Source organism: Paraburkholderia sp. Ac-20336 (genome assembly GCF_017105025.1).
Lineage (GTDB): Bacteria > Pseudomonadota > Gammaproteobacteria > Burkholderiales > Burkholderiaceae > Paraburkholderia.
Map to the genome: position 1 here is coordinate 24660 of NZ_JAAGPS010000028.1, position 15579 is coordinate 40238.

The following is a 15579-nucleotide window of genomic DNA, read 5'->3' on the forward strand; positions in this document are numbered from 1 at the left end:
CGCCTCCGTCTTGATCTTCCTGTCAGAAAGTCTAGGTGATTTGCCGCCAAAACGCGCGTGCGGGCGGCTACGGCAAAACCATGACGGCGCGAGCGCCCCGTGCGCTTCCGTCAGATAAAATGGCGCGCTTTGCCCGGATTCGACTTCGCCCATGTGGTTCAAAAACCTTCAGTTGCACCGTCTTCCCGCTCCGTGGTCCGTCACCCCCGAACAGATGCAGAAGTGGCTCGCGCCGTACGCGTTCGCGCCGGGCGGCGGTCTCGAAACGCAAAACCAGGGCTGGGCGCCGCCGCGCGAGGGCGACTCGCTCGTCTACGCGCTCAACGGCCAGATGCTGCTGACGTTTCGTGCCGAAAAGAAGCTGCTGCCGGCCTCGGTCGTCACCCAGGTGACGCGCGAGCGCGCGCTCGAACTCGAGGAACAGCAGGGCTTCAAGCCCGGCCGCAAGCAGATGCGCGAACTCAAGGAGCAGGTCACCGACGAACTGCTGCCGCGCGCGTTCAGCATCCGCCGCGACACGCGCGTGTGGATCGACTGCAAGAACGGCTGGCTCGTGATCGACGCGGCTTCGCAGGCGGTGGCCGATGAAGTGCGCGGGCTGCTCGTGAAGTCGATCGATCAGCTGCCGCTCGCCACGGTGCGCGTCGCGCAGTCGCCGGTGGCGGCGATGACGGGCTGGCTGCTCGACGGCGACGGCCCGGCCGGCTTCACGCTCGACCAGGACACCGAGCTGCGCTCGCCGACCGAAGGCAATGCGACGGTGCGCTACGTCGGCCACACGCTCGACGCCGAGGACATGCGCCGCCACATCGAAGCGGGCAAGCAATGCATGCGGCTCGCGATGACGTGGAACGATCGCGTGTCGTTCGTGCTGACGCCGTCGCTCGCGATCAAGCGTGTCGCGCCGCTCGACGTGCTCAAGGAAGCGAGCGATCCGACCGCGCAGGACGACGACGAGCGCTTCGATTCCGACGTCGCGCTGATGACGGCCGAACTCGACCGCATGCTGGGCGATCTCGTCGACGCGCTCGGCGGGGAGCCGGGGGATGAGGCGCTGGGCTTGCCGCGGGCTGTGGCGGCTTGAGCGAAACGCGGGGCCATGCGTGGGCTCGCCTGAGTTGAGTGCGGCGGCCTGGGTGTGGCCTGGGTGTGAGCCCAGCGTGGCTCATACGCGGACAAAAAGCGGACAACGAGTGGGCAAAGCGCAGACACGGCGCACATAAAGCCCCGCGCAGCCCCTGCCCAAATCAGCGTCTGCGGAAAAACGATTGCCGCATCAACAGCTTGCGGATCTTTCCGGAAAGTTACCCACAGATTTGCCAACAAAATCTGTGGGTAACTTTGCGCGGGGTCCGTCTTCGGGATGCGGGCGATGCGTTCAAGGCCACCTCGCCCGTCCCGTCATTCCTCGATCAGCAACGCGCGCCTGCGCCGCAGCAGCGCCGCGCCGAGCGAAACCGCCGCGCCGATGCCGCCCATCGTCAGAGAGAGCGCGACGATCAGCGGCCCGGTTTGCGTACGCGCGGAGAACACGCTCACGAGCAGGCCGGCGAGCGGCTGCGTCATGTTGTTCAGCAGGATCGCCACGCCGATCGTCTTGCCGTAGTCCTCGGGCGGAATGATCTGCAGACGCGCGCTGCGGATGTAGACGTTGAACATCTTGTCGAAGCCGACGATCAGCAGAAAGCCGAGCGCATAACCCCACGGCGCCGCGCTCGCGCCCGCGATCACGCCGCCCGCGCAGATCGTCACGAAGGCGACGAGGCCGAGCACGCGCGCGGGCCAGCCGGCGCGCGCGACCGTCAGCAGCACCAGCACCGTGGCGATCGCGCCGGCCGTTTGCAGCCCCGCGTAGTAGCGGCTCGATTGCGCATGCAGGCCCGTCACCATCGCCGCCGAGGTCGCGAGCGTCACGCCGATCACGAGGTTTTCCGCCGCCGCGAGCATGATGACCTTCTTCAGGCCCGGCAGTGTCCACACATGATGCAGCGCGATGCGCAGTGGCTGCGTCCAGTGGCCGGCCGGCGCACGCGCGAGCGCGGGCGCGCGAAAGCCGCTCAGGCGCTGCCACAGGAACAGGGCGGCGTCGGCGGCGAGAAACAGCACGCCGGTCGCGGCGACCACGCTTTCCCAGTGCCACAGGCCGAGCAGCAGCGCGGCCAGCATCGGCCCGAGCACGAAGCCTAGCTGGTCGGCCAGTTGCGAATAAGCGAGCACGCGCTGGATCTGCTGCGTGCTGAAAATCTGCGGCAGCATCACTTCGCGCGCCACGAGGCCCTGGCTCGTCAGCACGCCGCACGCGGCCGACAGCCCGATCAGCCAGCCGATGCCGCCGAACAGCACATACGCGGCGATGCCGCCGAAGCAGGCGAGCGCGCGCACCGCCTGGCTCAGGCGCATGAGCCTGAGCGGCGCAAAGCGGTCGCAGAGCGCGCCGAAAAACGGGAACACGAGATAGCGCGGCAGCGTTTCGATGAAAAACGCGAGACCCGACCACGAGACGTCGTGCGTCGTCTGGAATACGACGAGCGGCACGAGAAAGAGCAGGATCTGATCGGCGAGGCGCGCGACGAATAGCGAGCAGAAGAAGGCGTAATGGTTGACGCGCACCGTGAATGTCTCGCCGCTGATAGTTGGATAAAGGGGCGAGACCGATGCTATCAAAGATCATGCGGGCGCGGCGGCGCGCCGTGCCACACGGCATCGCGCCATGCCGCGCGGGGGCTACTCGCCGCGATACGCCTGTTCGAGCGGCGCGATATCGAGCTTGACCATTTTCATCATCGCGGCCATGACGCGGCTCGCTTTCTCGCGGTCCGGGTCGAGCAGCATCTTCAGCAGCACGGTGGGCGCGATCTGCCACGACACGCCGAAGCGGTCGCGCAGCCAGCCGCACGCCCACGGCTCGCCGCCGTCGAGCAGCCTCGACCAGTAGCGGTCGACTTCTTCTTGCGAGTCGCAATGCACGAACAGCGAGATCGCCGGCGTGAACGAATACTGCGGGCCGCCGTTCAGGGCCATGAACTCCTGGCCCTCGATTTCGAACGTGACGGCCACGACCTTGCCCGCCGGCCCGGGGCCGGCATCCGTGTAGTGCAGGGTGGTGGCGATGCGGGACTCGGAGAACACCGAGATGTAGAACTGCGCGGCTTCTTCCGCATTGCCGTCGAACCACAGGCACGGCGCGATTTTCTGCATGACGTTGCTCCTTGGGGATTGCTGCGGGTTGAGCGTTGGGTTGGCGTCAGGTGGGGGCGTGGGCGCATCGGCGAGTGTGTCGTCAGGCACGCGGGGCGTGCCTGACGGTCGCTCGCTCGATGGTTCGTCTGGCGGAGGCGGCTTGCGGCCGGTCTGTGGTCGCTGTATGGCGGCTTATGGCCGTTGATGGCGACTGAGTGAGCGCGGCGTGGCCGCAAGGCGAGGGTTATTTCCGCTCTTCCGACGGGCACTGCATCGTCGTCATCGCCTGCTGGATTTCCTCGGCGCTCAGGTCGCGCTTGTGCGTCGCGAGCGACCAGCTATGCCCGAACGGGTCCTTGACCTGGCCGTAGCGATCGCCCCAGAACATATCGGTGACGGGCATCGTGACGGTCGCGCCCGCGTCGACGGCCTGCTTGAAGCTTGCGTCGACGTCCTCGACGTAGTGATGGATCGTGACCGGCGTGCCCTTCAGCGTGTTCGGGCCGAACGCCTGATGCTCGGGCCATTCGTCGGTCAGCATCAGCATCGAATCGCCGATTTTCAGCATGGCGTGCATGACCTTGCCGTTCGGCCCCGGCAGACGCATCTGCTCGACGGCGTTGAAGGCTTTCGTATAGAACGCGATCGCTTCGGCGGCGTTCGCGCAGATCAGGTACGGCGTAAGCGAGTGCATCCCGTCCGGGATGGCTTTGACGGTGCTGCTGGTCATGACGGCGACTCCTTCGGGTAACGGTTTGATCAATGGAAAGACCGGCTGTGCGAGCCAGGTCTTCAACGTTACGACGAGTCGGTGACCGTTGAGTCGACACTTTGGAAAAAATATTTTTGAGAGGTGAAGGGGCGCTATGTGGCCCCCGTTTTCGCCCTCGCTTAGCCCTCATGGCCGGCGTGCCAACCGGTCCGCTAACCCGCCGGATTGTCTTCGTCCGGCGGCGGTGCGGACGATGGCGCCGCGTTGCCCATCGGGGCGCCGAGAATGCTGATCTGGAACGTCGGAGTGGCCGCGAGCGATTGCAGGGTCGCGTCCTCGGGGATGCGCGCGTAGAGCGGCAGGATCACCGAGCCGCCGATCACCACGCGCCGGCTGTTGTCGGCGGGACGCAGCCCCCACACGTCCTGATAGACGACCGGCACCGTCACGCCGTCGCGCGTCGTGTTGCCGATGTAGAGCATCACGTGACCGCCGATGTAGATCAGCGTGCGCAGCGGTTCGCCGTGCCCGGCGAGATAGTCGAGCCGCTCGGCGGGGGTCGACCCGGACAGGTCGATCATGCGCCCGGCGCTCATCTGCGTCGACGAATGGCGCGGCAGCCATACGCCGAACGCCGCGAAAATGCTTTGCAGTTCCGACGAGCAGTCGTTGTAGAGCCCGCTATTGCCCCAGCCGTACGGCCGCCCGATCAGCGCTTTCATCAGCATCGCGAGATGGCGTGGCGTTGCGGCGAGCGGCATCGGTGCGATCTGCGCGGCGTCGAGCGACGCGGTGCGGATCAGCGCGCGGCCATCGACGTCGCGGGCGGGGGCGAGGAGTGTGTATGTGACGGTAGCGGCCTTGCTTGCGGATTCGTTGGTGGTTGCGCTTGCCGATTCGCGTTCGGCATCGGTTGTGGGCTCATTGAAGGTTTTGTTGGCGGTTGCATGTGCGTTGTCGCCGGTAGCGGAGCCGTCGGCGACACGGGCCGTGCCATGCGCCTTCGCTGTCGTTGCCGTCGCCGGGGAAGAAGCCGGCACCAACGGCAATAACGTTCCCGCCGGCGCGTCGAAACGGAACACGCCGTGGCTGTCGCGCACCGCCGCCGACGCCACGATCACCGCGCCAAGCGATTTCCCGGCCGCCGCGCGCCATTTGTCGACGAAACGGTCGTCGGCGAATGCGACGCCGTCGCTGCGCACCCAGCCCTGCACATCGGGCGTCTGCACGTAATGCCACGCGCCGTCGACGCTGCTGCCGAGCACGTAAAGCGGCGTGCCCGGCCGTACCGCCGAAATCTGCAGGTTGTCGAACGGATAGCCTTCGCCAGCCAGATGGCGGTCGTAGAACGACGGATCGGTGGTCGGCAACTCGCGCACCAGCAGGTTGCCGGTGGCGATTGCGCGGCGTTCGGGCTGATAGGCAGGCGTCTGCGCGAACTGCTCCACGTTCATGTTGCTTGCGATCGCATCGATCCAAGTCTTGTCGTGCGGACGGAAGTTCTCACCATAGCCGAGCGCGGCACCGTGCTTGCCGGTGTTGTCGAATTTACCGATGCGGCGCTGCTGCAGCGCGACGATGTCGGCGCCCTGCTCGCGAAAGACGCGCGCCGTCACGTAAGCGGCGTTCCATGGCGACGGGGCGTTCGCGCCGGTGCCGAAATAGCGCGCATAGAGCGCGTGAAAGTGCGCCTGCTGATCTTCGGCGCTGAAGAACGGCCGGTCGTAGTCCGGGCTGTGCGGATCGAGCCAGTGATCGACGTTCTGGTCGTAGTGGTCGAGCGGGAACAGCGTGAGGTTGTCGACGAAGGCGTGCGTGTCGCGCGGCGGCGTCGGATTGCTGCACGCGACGAGCGTCGTGACGGCGGCGCCGAGCACGGCGGCGCGGCACAGGCGGCGCGCGCAGCGCCACGAAAAAGCGGAGCGGGGCGGAACGGCAACGGGCATGGAGATCTGGCGTAGGGGGTCCAAGGGCACGATGATACGGGCTCGGCGATTCGCGCGGGTCTTCCTGGGGCTTTCCTGTGGGTTTTGCCCCGTGTTGTCCACGTTGTTGTCCATTACACTCGCCTTATCTATCAACACCGTGCCTCGCAACGTTGCGCCGCAACACCGAATACCCATGCGAGGCATGCCGACCGACAAGGAGCACGATATGAAAACCAGCGCACGCAACCAGTTCAGCGGCGAAGTGACCGGCGTCAAGCACGGCGCCGTCAACGATGAAGTGATCTTGCGTACCGGGGACGGTCTCGAGATCGTCGCGATCATTACGCATGGCAGCGCGCAGTCGCTTGGACTGGCGGCCGGCAAGAAGGCGTTTGCGCTCGTGAAGGCTTCGTCGGTGATCGTGATGGTCGACGTGGCGAAGCACCAGGTGTCGGCACGCAACTGCATCGCGGGGAGCGTGGCGTCGGTCACGAAGGGCGCGGTCAACTCGGAAGTGACGATCAGCGCCGACGGTGCGCAGATTGCCGCGATCATCACGAACGACAGCGTCGAGCGCCTCGGGCTCGCGAGCGGTAAGCCGGCGACCGCGATCTTCAAGGCGTCGAGCGTGATCGTCGGCGTCGAGTGAGCTTGCAACCCGCTGAGTCTTGTTGGGCAAGGCTCGCTGTTTTGCTTGCCGAGCCCCTTGCCTGACGGCTGCCCTGATTGTGCCGGGCGCCCAGCGGACGGCAAGGGGCCGGTTCACCGTGGCTTGGCGTTTGTGCCGTAACACGCCGCTTACAGCCTCGCCAGTTCCGCTAGACAGGCCTTTTTGACGTCCCGCAACGAACGGTCATGGACCTTGCCGAGCGCAGCTTTAGCGCGTTTGACATAGGCAGGGATATCCGGAACGGTGTCTTCGATGAACGGCGCGGAGCAAACGCGATTGACACCCAGCACCGGCCCGTTGCCGGGATCGATGGCCTTGAGAACCGCGCGCGGACTTTTGGGGAGCGCGTACGCTAATCCGATGCCAAGGTCTTCGGCGTTGCCGCTGTCCGCTCCCTCTGCCAGCTTGGGGACCAGTGCGATCCACGCCGTGCTGCCGGAATCGATATGGGTGAGCACGTTGTCCCATTCCGATTCAGACATTCCATTCACCACCGCTTTTGCGCCCTGGTCGTTGATTTGCCTGGCAAGGGCGGAGGGATTTGCTTCGGCGCTTGCGTTTGCCGCGGCGCAGGCCAGGGCGAACGTGAATGCGAAAGCGAAACCGGATGCACGTTTCATTGAACAACCTCGAGCCGATGATCGCCGCTCGCCCATATGCGATGACGAGTCTGGGGACCCAGGATAATGCAGCCCTCGGACGCCGTACCCGGATGATTCCGGCTATCGCCATGAATGCGGAAAGCACTTCGTCCGAACGTATTGGTACCGGGCAGCGGCGACAGATTGAGCGTGCCGGGCCCGGTGTGGGGGGACGTGTGAGGCGAGCTTATCTGGTAATTGCCGCGCGGGATGGGGCCGATGTTGGAAATCGCCTGCATGGCGGGATTGTTTTTACCGGTTGCCGCGCCGGAGTAACCACGTTCGACGAGTTCTCCATTAAACGAGAGGTTTCCGGTGCTTTGCTGATAGGACCACGGCATTTTCTGTTTGTCTCCCAAGTGCCAAAAAGATAAGGCTAGTCGAATGGGGGGGCGGTGAATATGGGCCGTGGCCCAAATACGGATGAAAGCGAAAATGCTGCGCGGTGTACCGCTCCCGACTTCGGTGCTTGTAATCATCGGGGCTCTGAAGGAGCAGGGGCAGTACGATGCGCGGGTATTTTCGTCGCCGCGCGTTGATGGATTCCTGAGCGCGGCACGTTTTTTGATGGAACTGATTCGGTTGCAATCAGGTAAAGAGAGGCCCGCATAGCGGGCCTTTGGGCACACTCTTTAGTGTGCTGACTATTCAGTTCCTTCAAGCGTTCGCTATCCCGTACGCCAAGCTCGATGGCATGTTGAAGCATGGCGACGGTGAGCGGCTCTCGCTTCGGTTCCTTCTTAATCCTGTGAAATAGAAAACGTACAATTGACGTAAACGGATCAAATACTCTTTCCCCTTCGAAATATCCATTGCAATCAAAATCGCCAGGACCAACATTGAGCCGGTCGAAAAATGCGTCCATGAATTCGGGGGAGTCATCTCCGGTCACGCCGAGATGGTCTTCCACGCTGGTCTCTGGGTTTATAGGAAGTCTTTCAGGATATAGAATTTTTTTCCGGATAAATTCAGTAAGCTCAACTGAAGCGTCATGACTGTCCATATTTTTATCGCAGGGAGATATTTAACTGACACTTTTCATGGTTGCATCGTTATAGTGAAGCATCGCTAGAACGGCGATTTTTATCAAATATCGCTAGATATCAAATTCGAAGCGTCAGCCGCCGATACGGTACAAGCGCCTCTCAGCGGCCCGTTTGCATACTCCGGATGGACACGCAAACCCGACGTCAATCCTTCACAAAGCCACGGCAATCCGACATCAGACAAAGATGAAAATAAGCCTGCCGGGCACGACCGCCATACCGTCCCACCGCCGCCCCGCTCCACATCGCCGCGCACTGCCCGAACACGCCGCTTGCTTTACACTGCACCCCTTGCCGTTTTTCTTTCCCGCTTTCATCACGGATGCCGTCATGTTCGAAGTTTCCGCCACCTCGCATCTGCCCAAAGCCGCGCAATACGAAGAACTCGTCGCGCAGGCGCGCTCGCTGCTCGCCGGCGAAACCGACTGGATCGCCAATGCGGCGAATTTTTCCTCGTTCGTGTTTCATTCGCTGAGCGATCTGAACTGGGCCGGTTTCTACTTTCACGATGGCCGCGAGCTGGTTGTCGGTCCGTTCCAGGGCAAGCCCGCGTGCGTGCGCATTCCGCTCGGCAAGGGCGTCTGCGGCACGGCCGCGCAAACCCGGCAGACTCAGGTCGTACGCGACGTGCACGAGTTTCCCGGCCATATCGCTTGCGATTCGGCGTCGCAATCGGAAATCGTCGTGCCGCTCGTCGCACCCGACGGCACGCTGATCGGCGTGTGGGACGTGGATAGCCCGCTCGTCGCGCGCTTCGACGAAGAGGACGCGAAGGGCATGGAAGCGCTGTGCGCGGCGTTCATCGAAGCGGCGCTGCCGCGCGGCGTGTAGTTTTTGCACGTTTTTTCCCGCGTGCAATTCGAGGTGCGCCGGCATTTGCCGCGAGGGTTCCCGCCACAGGCGTTTCATTTATCCGCATGAATGTGCATGACAGGCGCGCCAATGCGGCGCAACACGGCCCGACACGGCGAAGCGCAACGGCCCGCATCGCGCCGACGTATCCGCCGGCATTCGCCTGGCTTCCGTTTTAAACCACGGTCATCGGCTACCCGACGCTACCGGTGTTTATTTCATTCCGGTCTTCGCCAGCGGTGTTTTTCGCCGCGCCGGTCCGCCGGATCGCATGCGAAAGCCGCTATCATGCGCATGGTTGCCGCGCGCGGCGTGGAGCAGGACGCGCCGGCATGACCGTTTGCGCCCCGCGCGTAACGCATACATTCAATCGTCTTGAGGACTCGGGACCATAAGGCCGGCGCAATGCACGACCCCATCAACGTCGAAGCGCGCACGCGCGACGCCGCCCTGGCGTGCGCGCCGTATGGCATGTTCATCTGCACAGCGGGCGGCGTCTTCGAGACCGTCAACGCCGCCTTCGAGAAACTGACCGGCTACACGGCGCAGGAACTGATCGGCTGGCGCTCGCTCGAGTCGCTGCACGATCCGGCCGAACTGCTGAAGCGCCGCGCGGAATGGCCGCAGCTCGCGGCGCTCCGTTCGCGCTACGAAGGCGAGTGGACTTATCTGCGGCGCAATGGCTCGCGGGTTCGCGTCGCGTTCGCCCTCGCGCCCCTGAGCGCAGCTCAAGCCGATGCGTCGAATGGTGCGCCGGAGCGCTACGTCGGCATTGCAGTCGACATGACGCGCTATGCGCAATCCGAGGCGCGTCTCTGGTACGTCGCGCATCACGATGGCGTGACCCGTCTGCCGAATCAGACGCTGTTCATCGAACGGCTCGAACTGACGATCGCACGTTGCAAGCGCAACGGTCATGGTTTTACCGTGCTGATCGCCGAACTCGATCACCTGCGCAAGCTGCGCGATGCACTCGGTCTGCATGCGGCCGAACTCGTGCTGCAGATCGTCGGCGAGCGGCTGCGCGGCCTGTTTCCGCACGACGGCACGATCGCGTCGGTCGGCGGCACGCAGTTCGCGCTGCTCATCAACGAAAGCGGCGCGGCCGCCGATGCGTTCGCTGCCGAAGCGCTCGGCCGCCTCGCCGAACCGATCGATTACGCGGGGACCGCGCTGAACATCACCGCGAGCATCGGCATCGCCGCGTATCCGGCCGACGGCGCCGATGCGCCGACGCTGATGCGCCGCGCCGGCGTGGCGTTGTCGGCGGCATCGGCGGTGAGCCGCAACGCCGTGCGGCGTTTTTCGACCGCGCTCGAAGGGCAGGCCGCGCGTCGCTTCGAACTCGAGACGATGCTGCGCGACGCGCTCGAGCGTCAGCAACTGCACCTCGTGTACCAGCCGCAGGTGACGCTCGCGACGGGCCGCATCGCGCAGGTCGAGACGCTGCTGCGCTGGCATCATCCGCAGCGCGGCCTGATCAGCCCGGTCGAGTTCGTGCCGGTCGCGGAAGAGGCGGGGCTGATCGAGCGCATCGGCGAATGGGTGATTCGCACCGCGTGCCGCGACGCCGGTCTTCTGCTACGGCAGACCGGCACGTTGCCGCGTTTTGCGGTGAACGTGTCGCCGCAGCAGTTCCAGCGGCAGAATCTGTTCAACACGATTCGCGAGGCGCTCGAAGACGCGGCGCTCGATCCGTCCTGTCTCGAAGTCGAAATCACCGAAGGCGTGCTGCTCGGCGATACCGATCAGGCCTTGCAGACGCTGCATGCGCTGCGCGAACTGGGCGTCGAGGTCGCGGTGGACGACTTCGGCACCGGCTATTCGAGCCTCGCCTATCTGACGCGTTTTCCGCTCAACCGTATCAAGATCGACCGCTCGTTCGTGCTCGGCATGAGCACCGATCCGCAAAGCGCGGCGCTCGTCGGCGCGATCATCGCGATGGCACATGCGCTCAAGCTGCGCGTGACCGCCGAGGGCGTCGAAACGGCCGACCAGGCCGCGCAACTCGAAGCGCTCGGGTGCGATGAAGCACAGGGGTTCTGGTTCTCGCGTCCGCTGACCATCGCGATGCTGCGCAATGTGCTGAAGCCGTTGGGGACGGTTTGAGGGGCGCGGTGCCCGTTTGCGCATTCGCCAGTTTCGTTAGTTTCGTCAGTCGATCGATGCAGTGCAAAAGCGATCCTTTCTTGCTTTTTCGTCTTCTCGCCTTCTCGCGTTGTCGTTGCCGATTTACCGGCACTCGTCGATCTCGAGCGCGCCATTTGTCGTTCCCACCGATTTCTCCAATTCTTCTGCACCGCCGTTGACGGCGTTCGGGGTGGGTTCGAACGGCCGTGTATCGCCGAACTGTGTGGCAACAAGCATGGCGATGTTCTTGTGCCGGATGTCTTGCGACTCCGTCAGCAAATTGAATCGTCATCCTTGAAGAGTTGCCGACGCCTGGCGGCCTGATGCAGCAACATGCCGCGACACCAGAACAGCGCCGTGCCGTTTGCCGGTGCCGCCGAACCCGGCGGATTCCGCGCCGCCTGCCCGATGAAGGGTTTGTCCTGGGTATCCGTGAAGGGTTTGTCCCGATCCATTGCGAAAAATATCGGTGGGACAATTTGTTCTCCAGACAAGCACATCGTTCTCTACAGTGAAACAACTCGCCTATCTGCTGAATGCTCTGGACGTATTGGAAGCGGTCGCGCGTCCGCGCTCCGGTTCTTCCTTGTCCGCTATTGCGCGCGATCTGGAGTTCTCCAAATCCGGCGTTTTCCGCATACTCGCAACCCTCGAAAGCCGCGGTTACGTTCTCAAGAACGAGAGCGGCAATTTCGAAATCGGCCCCCGTCTGTTCGAATTGGGGGCCAGCATGCCGCAGAAGCAATTGCTGACAATCGCTACACCACTCATGGAAAGGGTGACGGCCAGCACCAACGAAAGTACTTACCTCTCGGTGTTAACCGGTTTTTCGATGGTGACGATTCACACGGTCGAGCCGACACAGACGATCCGGGTACATATGCCCGTCGGCGCGAGTGCCCCGGCGAATTGCACTGTTAGCGGTCTCGCCATGCTGGCGAATTTGCACGACCACGAGCTTCAGGCGATTCTTCCCGAACACCTGGAAGGAACCGCGCCGGACTCGATCGTCGACAAAGCGAAACTGCTCGCCGAACTCGGACGGATTCGGGCTCGCGGCTATGCCATTTCCGTGGGGAGCTGGAAGCCCGACACCGGCGGGGGCGCGGCACCGATCTTCAACAAGCAGGGACGCGTCATTGCAACCTTCGGCGCGGCGGCACCGATTTCCCGTCTGTCGCCTGAACGGTTAGAGATGCTTGCGATTGAGTCGCAGAAGGCCGCCACCGAAATATCCGCTGCCATGGGTTTTGTTGCCCATGCTTTATCCGGCAGCCTCGCGGCGAGAGGAAACTCCGAGGAAGAGCCATGACCGCTAGCCAGAACCTGTTGGTATTCATCTCCGACGAACATAACCCGAAGATCATGGGCTGCAGCGGTTCGTCCATTGCCGTGACGCCGCATCTGGACGCATTGGCGGCGCGCGGCACCCGTTTCTCCGCCGCGTATTGCAATTCGCCGGCCTGCGTGCCGGCCCGTGCCGTCCTGGCCACCGGGCGATACGTGCAGGATCTCGGCAACTGGGACAATGCGCAGCCGTTCGACGGTTCGGCGATGAGTTGGCACAGGCGGATTCGCGATAGCGGGTCCGACGTGACCGCGATCGGGAAATTGCACTTCCGCTCCAGCGACGACGACAACGGCTTCACCGAGGAGATCGTCCCGATGCATGTCGTGGATGGCGTCGGCGATCTGGGCGATCTGATTCGCGACGAATTGCCCGTACGCGGGGGCGTCGCCCAGATGGCGATGAGCGCGGGACCGGGGGAGTCGTCCTATACCGCATACGACCGGGACATTGCGGCGCGGGCCCAAGCCTGGCTGAAGAACAAGTCGGCGGAAGCCTCGACGAAGCCGTGGGTGCTTTTCGTCTCGTTCGTCGCCCCGCATTTCCCGCTGACCGCGCCCCCCGAACATTTTTTCCGCTTCTACAACAACCCCGATCTGCCGTGGCCGAAGCTTTACGGCGAGTCCGAGCGCCCGAATCATCCTTATCTGCGGGATTACGCACACAGTCTTCCCTACGACGATTATTTCGACTCGCCAGAAAAGGTGAGGGCGGGGCTGGCCGGATATCTGGGACTCTGCTCGTTTCTGGACGAGCAGATCGGCCAGGTCATGTCATGCCTCGAGCGTTGCGGACTGGCCGACCAGACCCGCATCGTCTATACGAGCGATCATGGCGAAAACCTCGGCGCCCGAGGTTTGTGGGGTAAAACCACGATGTACGAAGAATCGGCGGGCGTGCCATTGATTATTGCCGGCGCAGGCTTTGGCGTCGGCCACGTCTGCACGACACCCGTTTCGCACGTCGATCTTTATCCTACGTTTCTCGAAGCCACTGGCGTGGAGCGTTTGCCGTCCGAAGCGGATCTGCCGGGGCAGTCGCTATTCGACGTGTGGAAGATGGAGAACGGCAGAACCGCATTCGCCGAATTCCACGGCATGGGCTCTAAAACGGCTGCCTATATGCTGCGGGACGATCAATACAAATACATCTATTACGTCGGTTATCCCGCGCAGCTTTTCGATCTGACGTTCGACCCGGAAGAGAAGCACGACCTTGCCGCGCTACCTGAGCAGCGCGAACGCCTGATCGCGTTCGAAAAGAAGCTCAGAACGTACTGCGATCCCGAAGCCGTCGATGCAAAAGCAAAGGCGGTGCAGAAAGCATTGCTGATCCAGCATGGCGGACGGGAGAAGGTACTCGAGAAAGGCGACTTTTCGTTTTCTCCGGCACCGGGAACAGCAGCGGTTTTCGAAAAGGCCAGTTGATCTTACTGACGTATGAATTAATTAGTACGCTTAATAGAGACGATTTCCGATTGGAGGACTCCGTGTCAGTGAACGAACAGCAGGAAACGTTGATCATCAACGCAAACGTCCTTACGCTGGACGCCAACAATACGATCGCGGAGGCCGTTCTGGTCCGCAATGGGCTCATTGCCGCCGTCGGCACCAACGCCGACGTGGCGGCGCTAAAGCATGACGGCGCCGTGGTAATCGACGCCGGGGGGCAGACCGTTTTGCCGGGATTCGTCGACGCGCATTCCCATGTGATGTTCGGCGGGCTGGTCAGCGAAGCGGTGGATCTGCTGGGCGCCGAATCCATAGACGAGATTGTCGACAAGGTTGCCAAACGCGCGCTTGAAACACCCGAGGGCGAGTGGATTCGCGCCTCGGGCTATGACCCCGACAAACTTCGCGAAAAGCGTCACCCGGGCATGGCCGATCTCGATCGTGCGTCGACGAGGCACAAGATCTGGATGTCTTCGGATTCGTTTCATTCGAGTACCGCAAACACGCTGGGGTTCGAGGCAATCGGCATCGGGAAGGGAACGCCGGGTCTCGAGGTCGACGCGGCCGGCAATCCGACCGGTGCGTATGCGGGCGACGTGGCCCATGTTCCGGCGCGGCAAAAGGTATTCGGCTTCATTTCGGACTCCGACGCCGAACGGATGATCCGTCTCATGGCCGATCGTGCCATCGAACGCGGCATTACCACCATTCATGCATTCGAAGGCAGCAAGATGGACGGTGACCGGGATATAGACATCATGATGCGAATCAAGGATTCGCTGCCCATTCATATCGTGCCGTACTACGAGACTTTCGATATCCCGCGCGCGCAGGCGCTCGGGGTACACGGTGTCGGTGGCTGCGGACGGTCCTGTCTCGACGGCATGCCGAATACTTTCGGTGCCGCGCTGCACAGCGGTTATGCCGACTGCTGCTCGAATCATGGCGTTCTGCTGCATGCGCAGGACGACATTAATACCCTGGTGAACGAAGCCTGCGCCGCGGGGTTGCAAGTGGGCGTACACGCGATGGGCGACGCCGCGATCGACCAGCTGCTCGATGCGTTCGAAAACGCGGAGGGAATCGCGCAGGGCCGCTCACGGCGCCATCGCATCGAGCATTTTCACGTTCCGACCACCGAGCAGATCGAGCGTGCGGCGAATCTCGGCGTCGTGCTCAGCATGCAGCCCGTTTTCACCTACCTGTGGGGCGGCACCGATGGCATCTTTTTCGAGCGCTACGGCGCGGAACGCTATAAACGGATCGACACGTACAAGGATATTCTGAACGCCGGTGTGGTCGTCGCGTGCGGAGCCGACCTGCCTGTCTATCCGGCCGATCCTTTCCTGTGGCTTCAATTGCTGGTCGAGAATCCCGTCGATCCGCGCCAAAGCGTTTCGATGGACGATGCACTCAGGATGTGCATCAGCAATGGAGCCTGGGCCGCCTTCGAAGAAGAAAAAAAAGGTTCTCTGGAAGCCGGGAAATTCGCGGACTTGATCATCGTCGATCGGAATCCTCTGACGTGTCCTCCGAAGGACTTGCGACAGACCAACGTCACGACAACGATGAAAAACGGTGAGGTGGTTTACTCGGTGCGGTGAACGCAATATTTGATAGG

General features: G+C 62.8%; 16 protein-coding genes. 7 read left to right on the forward strand and 9 right to left on the reverse strand.

What is annotated here, in order from left to right; genetic code table 11:
• Positions 1 to 151 precede the first annotated feature (151 nt).
• Positions 152 to 1084 carry a recombination-associated protein RdgC gene (locus tag GXB81_RS11595; protein ID WP_205989186.1) on the forward strand — a complete coding sequence of 311 codons (933 nt, stop codon included), beginning with the start codon at positions 152 to 154 and terminating at the stop codon, positions 1082 to 1084.
• A gap of 317 nt (positions 1085 to 1401) precedes the next feature.
• Here GXB81_RS11595 and GXB81_RS11600 read toward each other — a convergent pair whose 3' ends face one another.
• The 4 genes from GXB81_RS11600 to GXB81_RS11615 form a co-directional block, all read right to left on the reverse strand.
• The gene (locus GXB81_RS11600; protein ID WP_205989187.1) at positions 1402 to 2610 is read right to left on the reverse strand and encodes an MFS transporter; all 1209 of its coding nucleotides are present in this window, start codon (positions 2608 to 2610) and stop codon (positions 1402 to 1404) included.
• A gap of 114 nt (positions 2611 to 2724) precedes the next feature.
• Complete coding sequence (locus GXB81_RS11605; protein WP_167047932.1) at positions 2725 to 3198, reverse strand: VOC family protein; 474 nt, start codon at positions 3196 to 3198, stop codon at positions 2725 to 2727.
• 226 nt (positions 3199 to 3424) lie between these two features.
• Positions 3425 to 3910 carry a VOC family protein gene (locus GXB81_RS11610; protein WP_167047929.1) on the reverse strand — a complete coding sequence of 162 codons (486 nt, stop codon included), beginning with the start codon at positions 3908 to 3910 and terminating at the stop codon, positions 3425 to 3427.
• Between the two features lie 194 nt (positions 3911 to 4104).
• Positions 4105 to 5838, reverse strand: coding sequence for an SH3 domain-containing C40 family peptidase (locus GXB81_RS11615; RefSeq protein ID WP_205989188.1), 1734 nt, complete (start codon positions 5836 to 5838; stop codon positions 4105 to 4107).
• A gap of 208 nt (positions 5839 to 6046) precedes the next feature.
• Here GXB81_RS11615 and GXB81_RS11620 point away from each other — a divergent pair, with 208 nt between their 5' ends.
• Entirely contained in the window at positions 6047 to 6469 is a 423-nt protein-coding gene (locus GXB81_RS11620) for a TOBE domain-containing protein (RefSeq protein WP_167047923.1), read from the forward strand.
• 149 nt (positions 6470 to 6618) lie between these two features.
• Here the strand turns inward: GXB81_RS11620 and GXB81_RS11625 are convergent, their stop codons facing one another.
• The 3 genes from GXB81_RS11625 to GXB81_RS11635 all read right to left on the reverse strand — a co-directional run bounded on the left by GXB81_RS11625 (position 6619) and on the right by GXB81_RS11635 (position 8134).
• Positions 6619 to 7110 (reverse strand): hypothetical protein, encoded by a 492-nt coding sequence (locus tag GXB81_RS11625; RefSeq protein WP_205989189.1) that lies wholly within the window; start codon positions 7108 to 7110, stop codon positions 6619 to 6621.
• Positions 7107 to 7472 (reverse strand): tlde1 domain-containing protein, encoded by a 366-nt coding sequence (locus tag GXB81_RS11630; protein WP_167047917.1) that lies wholly within the window; start codon positions 7470 to 7472, stop codon positions 7107 to 7109. The genes GXB81_RS11625 and GXB81_RS11630 overlap by 4 nt, the downstream gene beginning before the upstream one ends.
• A gap of 134 nt (positions 7473 to 7606) precedes the next feature.
• Positions 7607 to 8134: a DUF1493 family protein gene (locus tag GXB81_RS11635; protein ID WP_205989190.1), complete on the reverse strand. Its 528-nt coding sequence runs from the start codon at positions 8132 to 8134 to the stop codon at positions 7607 to 7609.
• 373 nt (positions 8135 to 8507) lie between these two features.
• Between GXB81_RS11635 and GXB81_RS11640 the strand changes: the two genes are divergently transcribed.
• Both GXB81_RS11640 and GXB81_RS11645 read left to right on the forward strand, forming a co-directional pair.
• Entirely contained in the window at positions 8508 to 9008 is a 501-nt protein-coding gene (locus tag GXB81_RS11640) for a GAF domain-containing protein (protein WP_167047914.1), read from the forward strand.
• A gap of 426 nt (positions 9009 to 9434) precedes the next feature.
• Positions 9435 to 11138, forward strand: coding sequence for a GGDEF domain-containing phosphodiesterase (locus GXB81_RS11645; RefSeq protein WP_205989191.1), 1704 nt, complete (start codon positions 9435 to 9437; stop codon positions 11136 to 11138).
• Positions 11139 to 11261: 123 nt separating this feature from the next.
• Here GXB81_RS11645 and GXB81_RS11650 read toward each other — a convergent pair whose 3' ends face one another.
• Entirely contained in the window at positions 11262 to 11438 is a 177-nt protein-coding gene (locus GXB81_RS11650; RefSeq protein WP_167283340.1) for a hypothetical protein, read from the reverse strand.
• Positions 11432 to 11614 (reverse strand): hypothetical protein, encoded by a 183-nt coding sequence (locus GXB81_RS11655; protein ID WP_167047905.1) that lies wholly within the window; start codon positions 11612 to 11614, stop codon positions 11432 to 11434. Before GXB81_RS11655 ends, GXB81_RS11650 begins: the two co-directional genes overlap by 7 nt.
• Positions 11615 to 11670: 56 nt before the next feature.
• Here GXB81_RS11655 and GXB81_RS11660 point away from each other — a divergent pair, with 56 nt between their 5' ends.
• From GXB81_RS11660 to GXB81_RS11670, 3 genes are all read left to right on the forward strand, one after another.
• Positions 11671 to 12471 carry an IclR family transcriptional regulator gene (locus GXB81_RS11660; RefSeq protein ID WP_167047902.1) on the forward strand — a complete coding sequence of 267 codons (801 nt, stop codon included), beginning with the start codon at positions 11671 to 11673 and terminating at the stop codon, positions 12469 to 12471.
• The gene (locus GXB81_RS11665) at positions 12468 to 13934 is read left to right on the forward strand and encodes a sulfatase-like hydrolase/transferase (protein WP_205989192.1); all 1467 of its coding nucleotides are present in this window, start codon (positions 12468 to 12470) and stop codon (positions 13932 to 13934) included. The genes GXB81_RS11660 and GXB81_RS11665 overlap by 4 nt, the downstream gene beginning before the upstream one ends.
• A gap of 68 nt (positions 13935 to 14002) precedes the next feature.
• Positions 14003 to 15562: an amidohydrolase gene (locus GXB81_RS11670; protein WP_205989193.1), complete on the forward strand. Its 1560-nt coding sequence runs from the start codon at positions 14003 to 14005 to the stop codon at positions 15560 to 15562.
• The last annotated feature ends 17 nt before the right edge of the window (positions 15563 to 15579 follow it).

Excerpts from the sequence above, each read along its gene's own strand:
- GXB81_RS11595 (WP_205989186.1), top strand. The coding sequence starts at position 152 with ATGTGGTTCAAAAACCTTCAGTTGCACCGTCTTCCCGCTCCGTGGTCC.
- GXB81_RS11605 (WP_167047932.1), bottom strand. The coding sequence starts at position 3,198 with ATGCAGAAAATCGCGCCGTGCCTGTGGTTCGACGGCAATGCGGAAGAA.
- GXB81_RS11610 (WP_167047929.1), bottom strand. The coding sequence starts at position 3,910 with ATGACCAGCAGCACCGTCAAAGCCATCCCGGACGGGATGCACTCGCTT.
- GXB81_RS11615 (WP_205989188.1), bottom strand. The coding sequence starts at position 5,838 with ATGCCCGTTGCCGTTCCGCCCCGCTCCGCTTTTTCGTGGCGCTGCGCG.
- GXB81_RS11620 (WP_167047923.1), top strand. The coding sequence starts at position 6,047 with ATGAAAACCAGCGCACGCAACCAGTTCAGCGGCGAAGTGACCGGCGTC.
- GXB81_RS11625 (WP_205989189.1), bottom strand. The coding sequence starts at position 7,110 with ATGAAACGTGCATCCGGTTTCGCTTTCGCATTCACGTTCGCCCTGGCC.
- GXB81_RS11630 (WP_167047917.1), bottom strand. The coding sequence starts at position 7,472 with ATGCCGTGGTCCTATCAGCAAAGCACCGGAAACCTCTCGTTTAATGGA.
- GXB81_RS11635 (WP_205989190.1), bottom strand. The coding sequence starts at position 8,134 with ATGGACAGTCATGACGCTTCAGTTGAGCTTACTGAATTTATCCGGAAA.
- GXB81_RS11640 (WP_167047914.1), top strand. The coding sequence starts at position 8,508 with ATGTTCGAAGTTTCCGCCACCTCGCATCTGCCCAAAGCCGCGCAATAC.
- GXB81_RS11645 (WP_205989191.1), top strand. The coding sequence starts at position 9,435 with ATGCACGACCCCATCAACGTCGAAGCGCGCACGCGCGACGCCGCCCTG.
- GXB81_RS11655 (WP_167047905.1), bottom strand. The coding sequence starts at position 11,614 with ATGGATCGGGACAAACCCTTCACGGATACCCAGGACAAACCCTTCATC.
- GXB81_RS11665 (WP_205989192.1), top strand. The coding sequence starts at position 12,468 with ATGACCGCTAGCCAGAACCTGTTGGTATTCATCTCCGACGAACATAAC.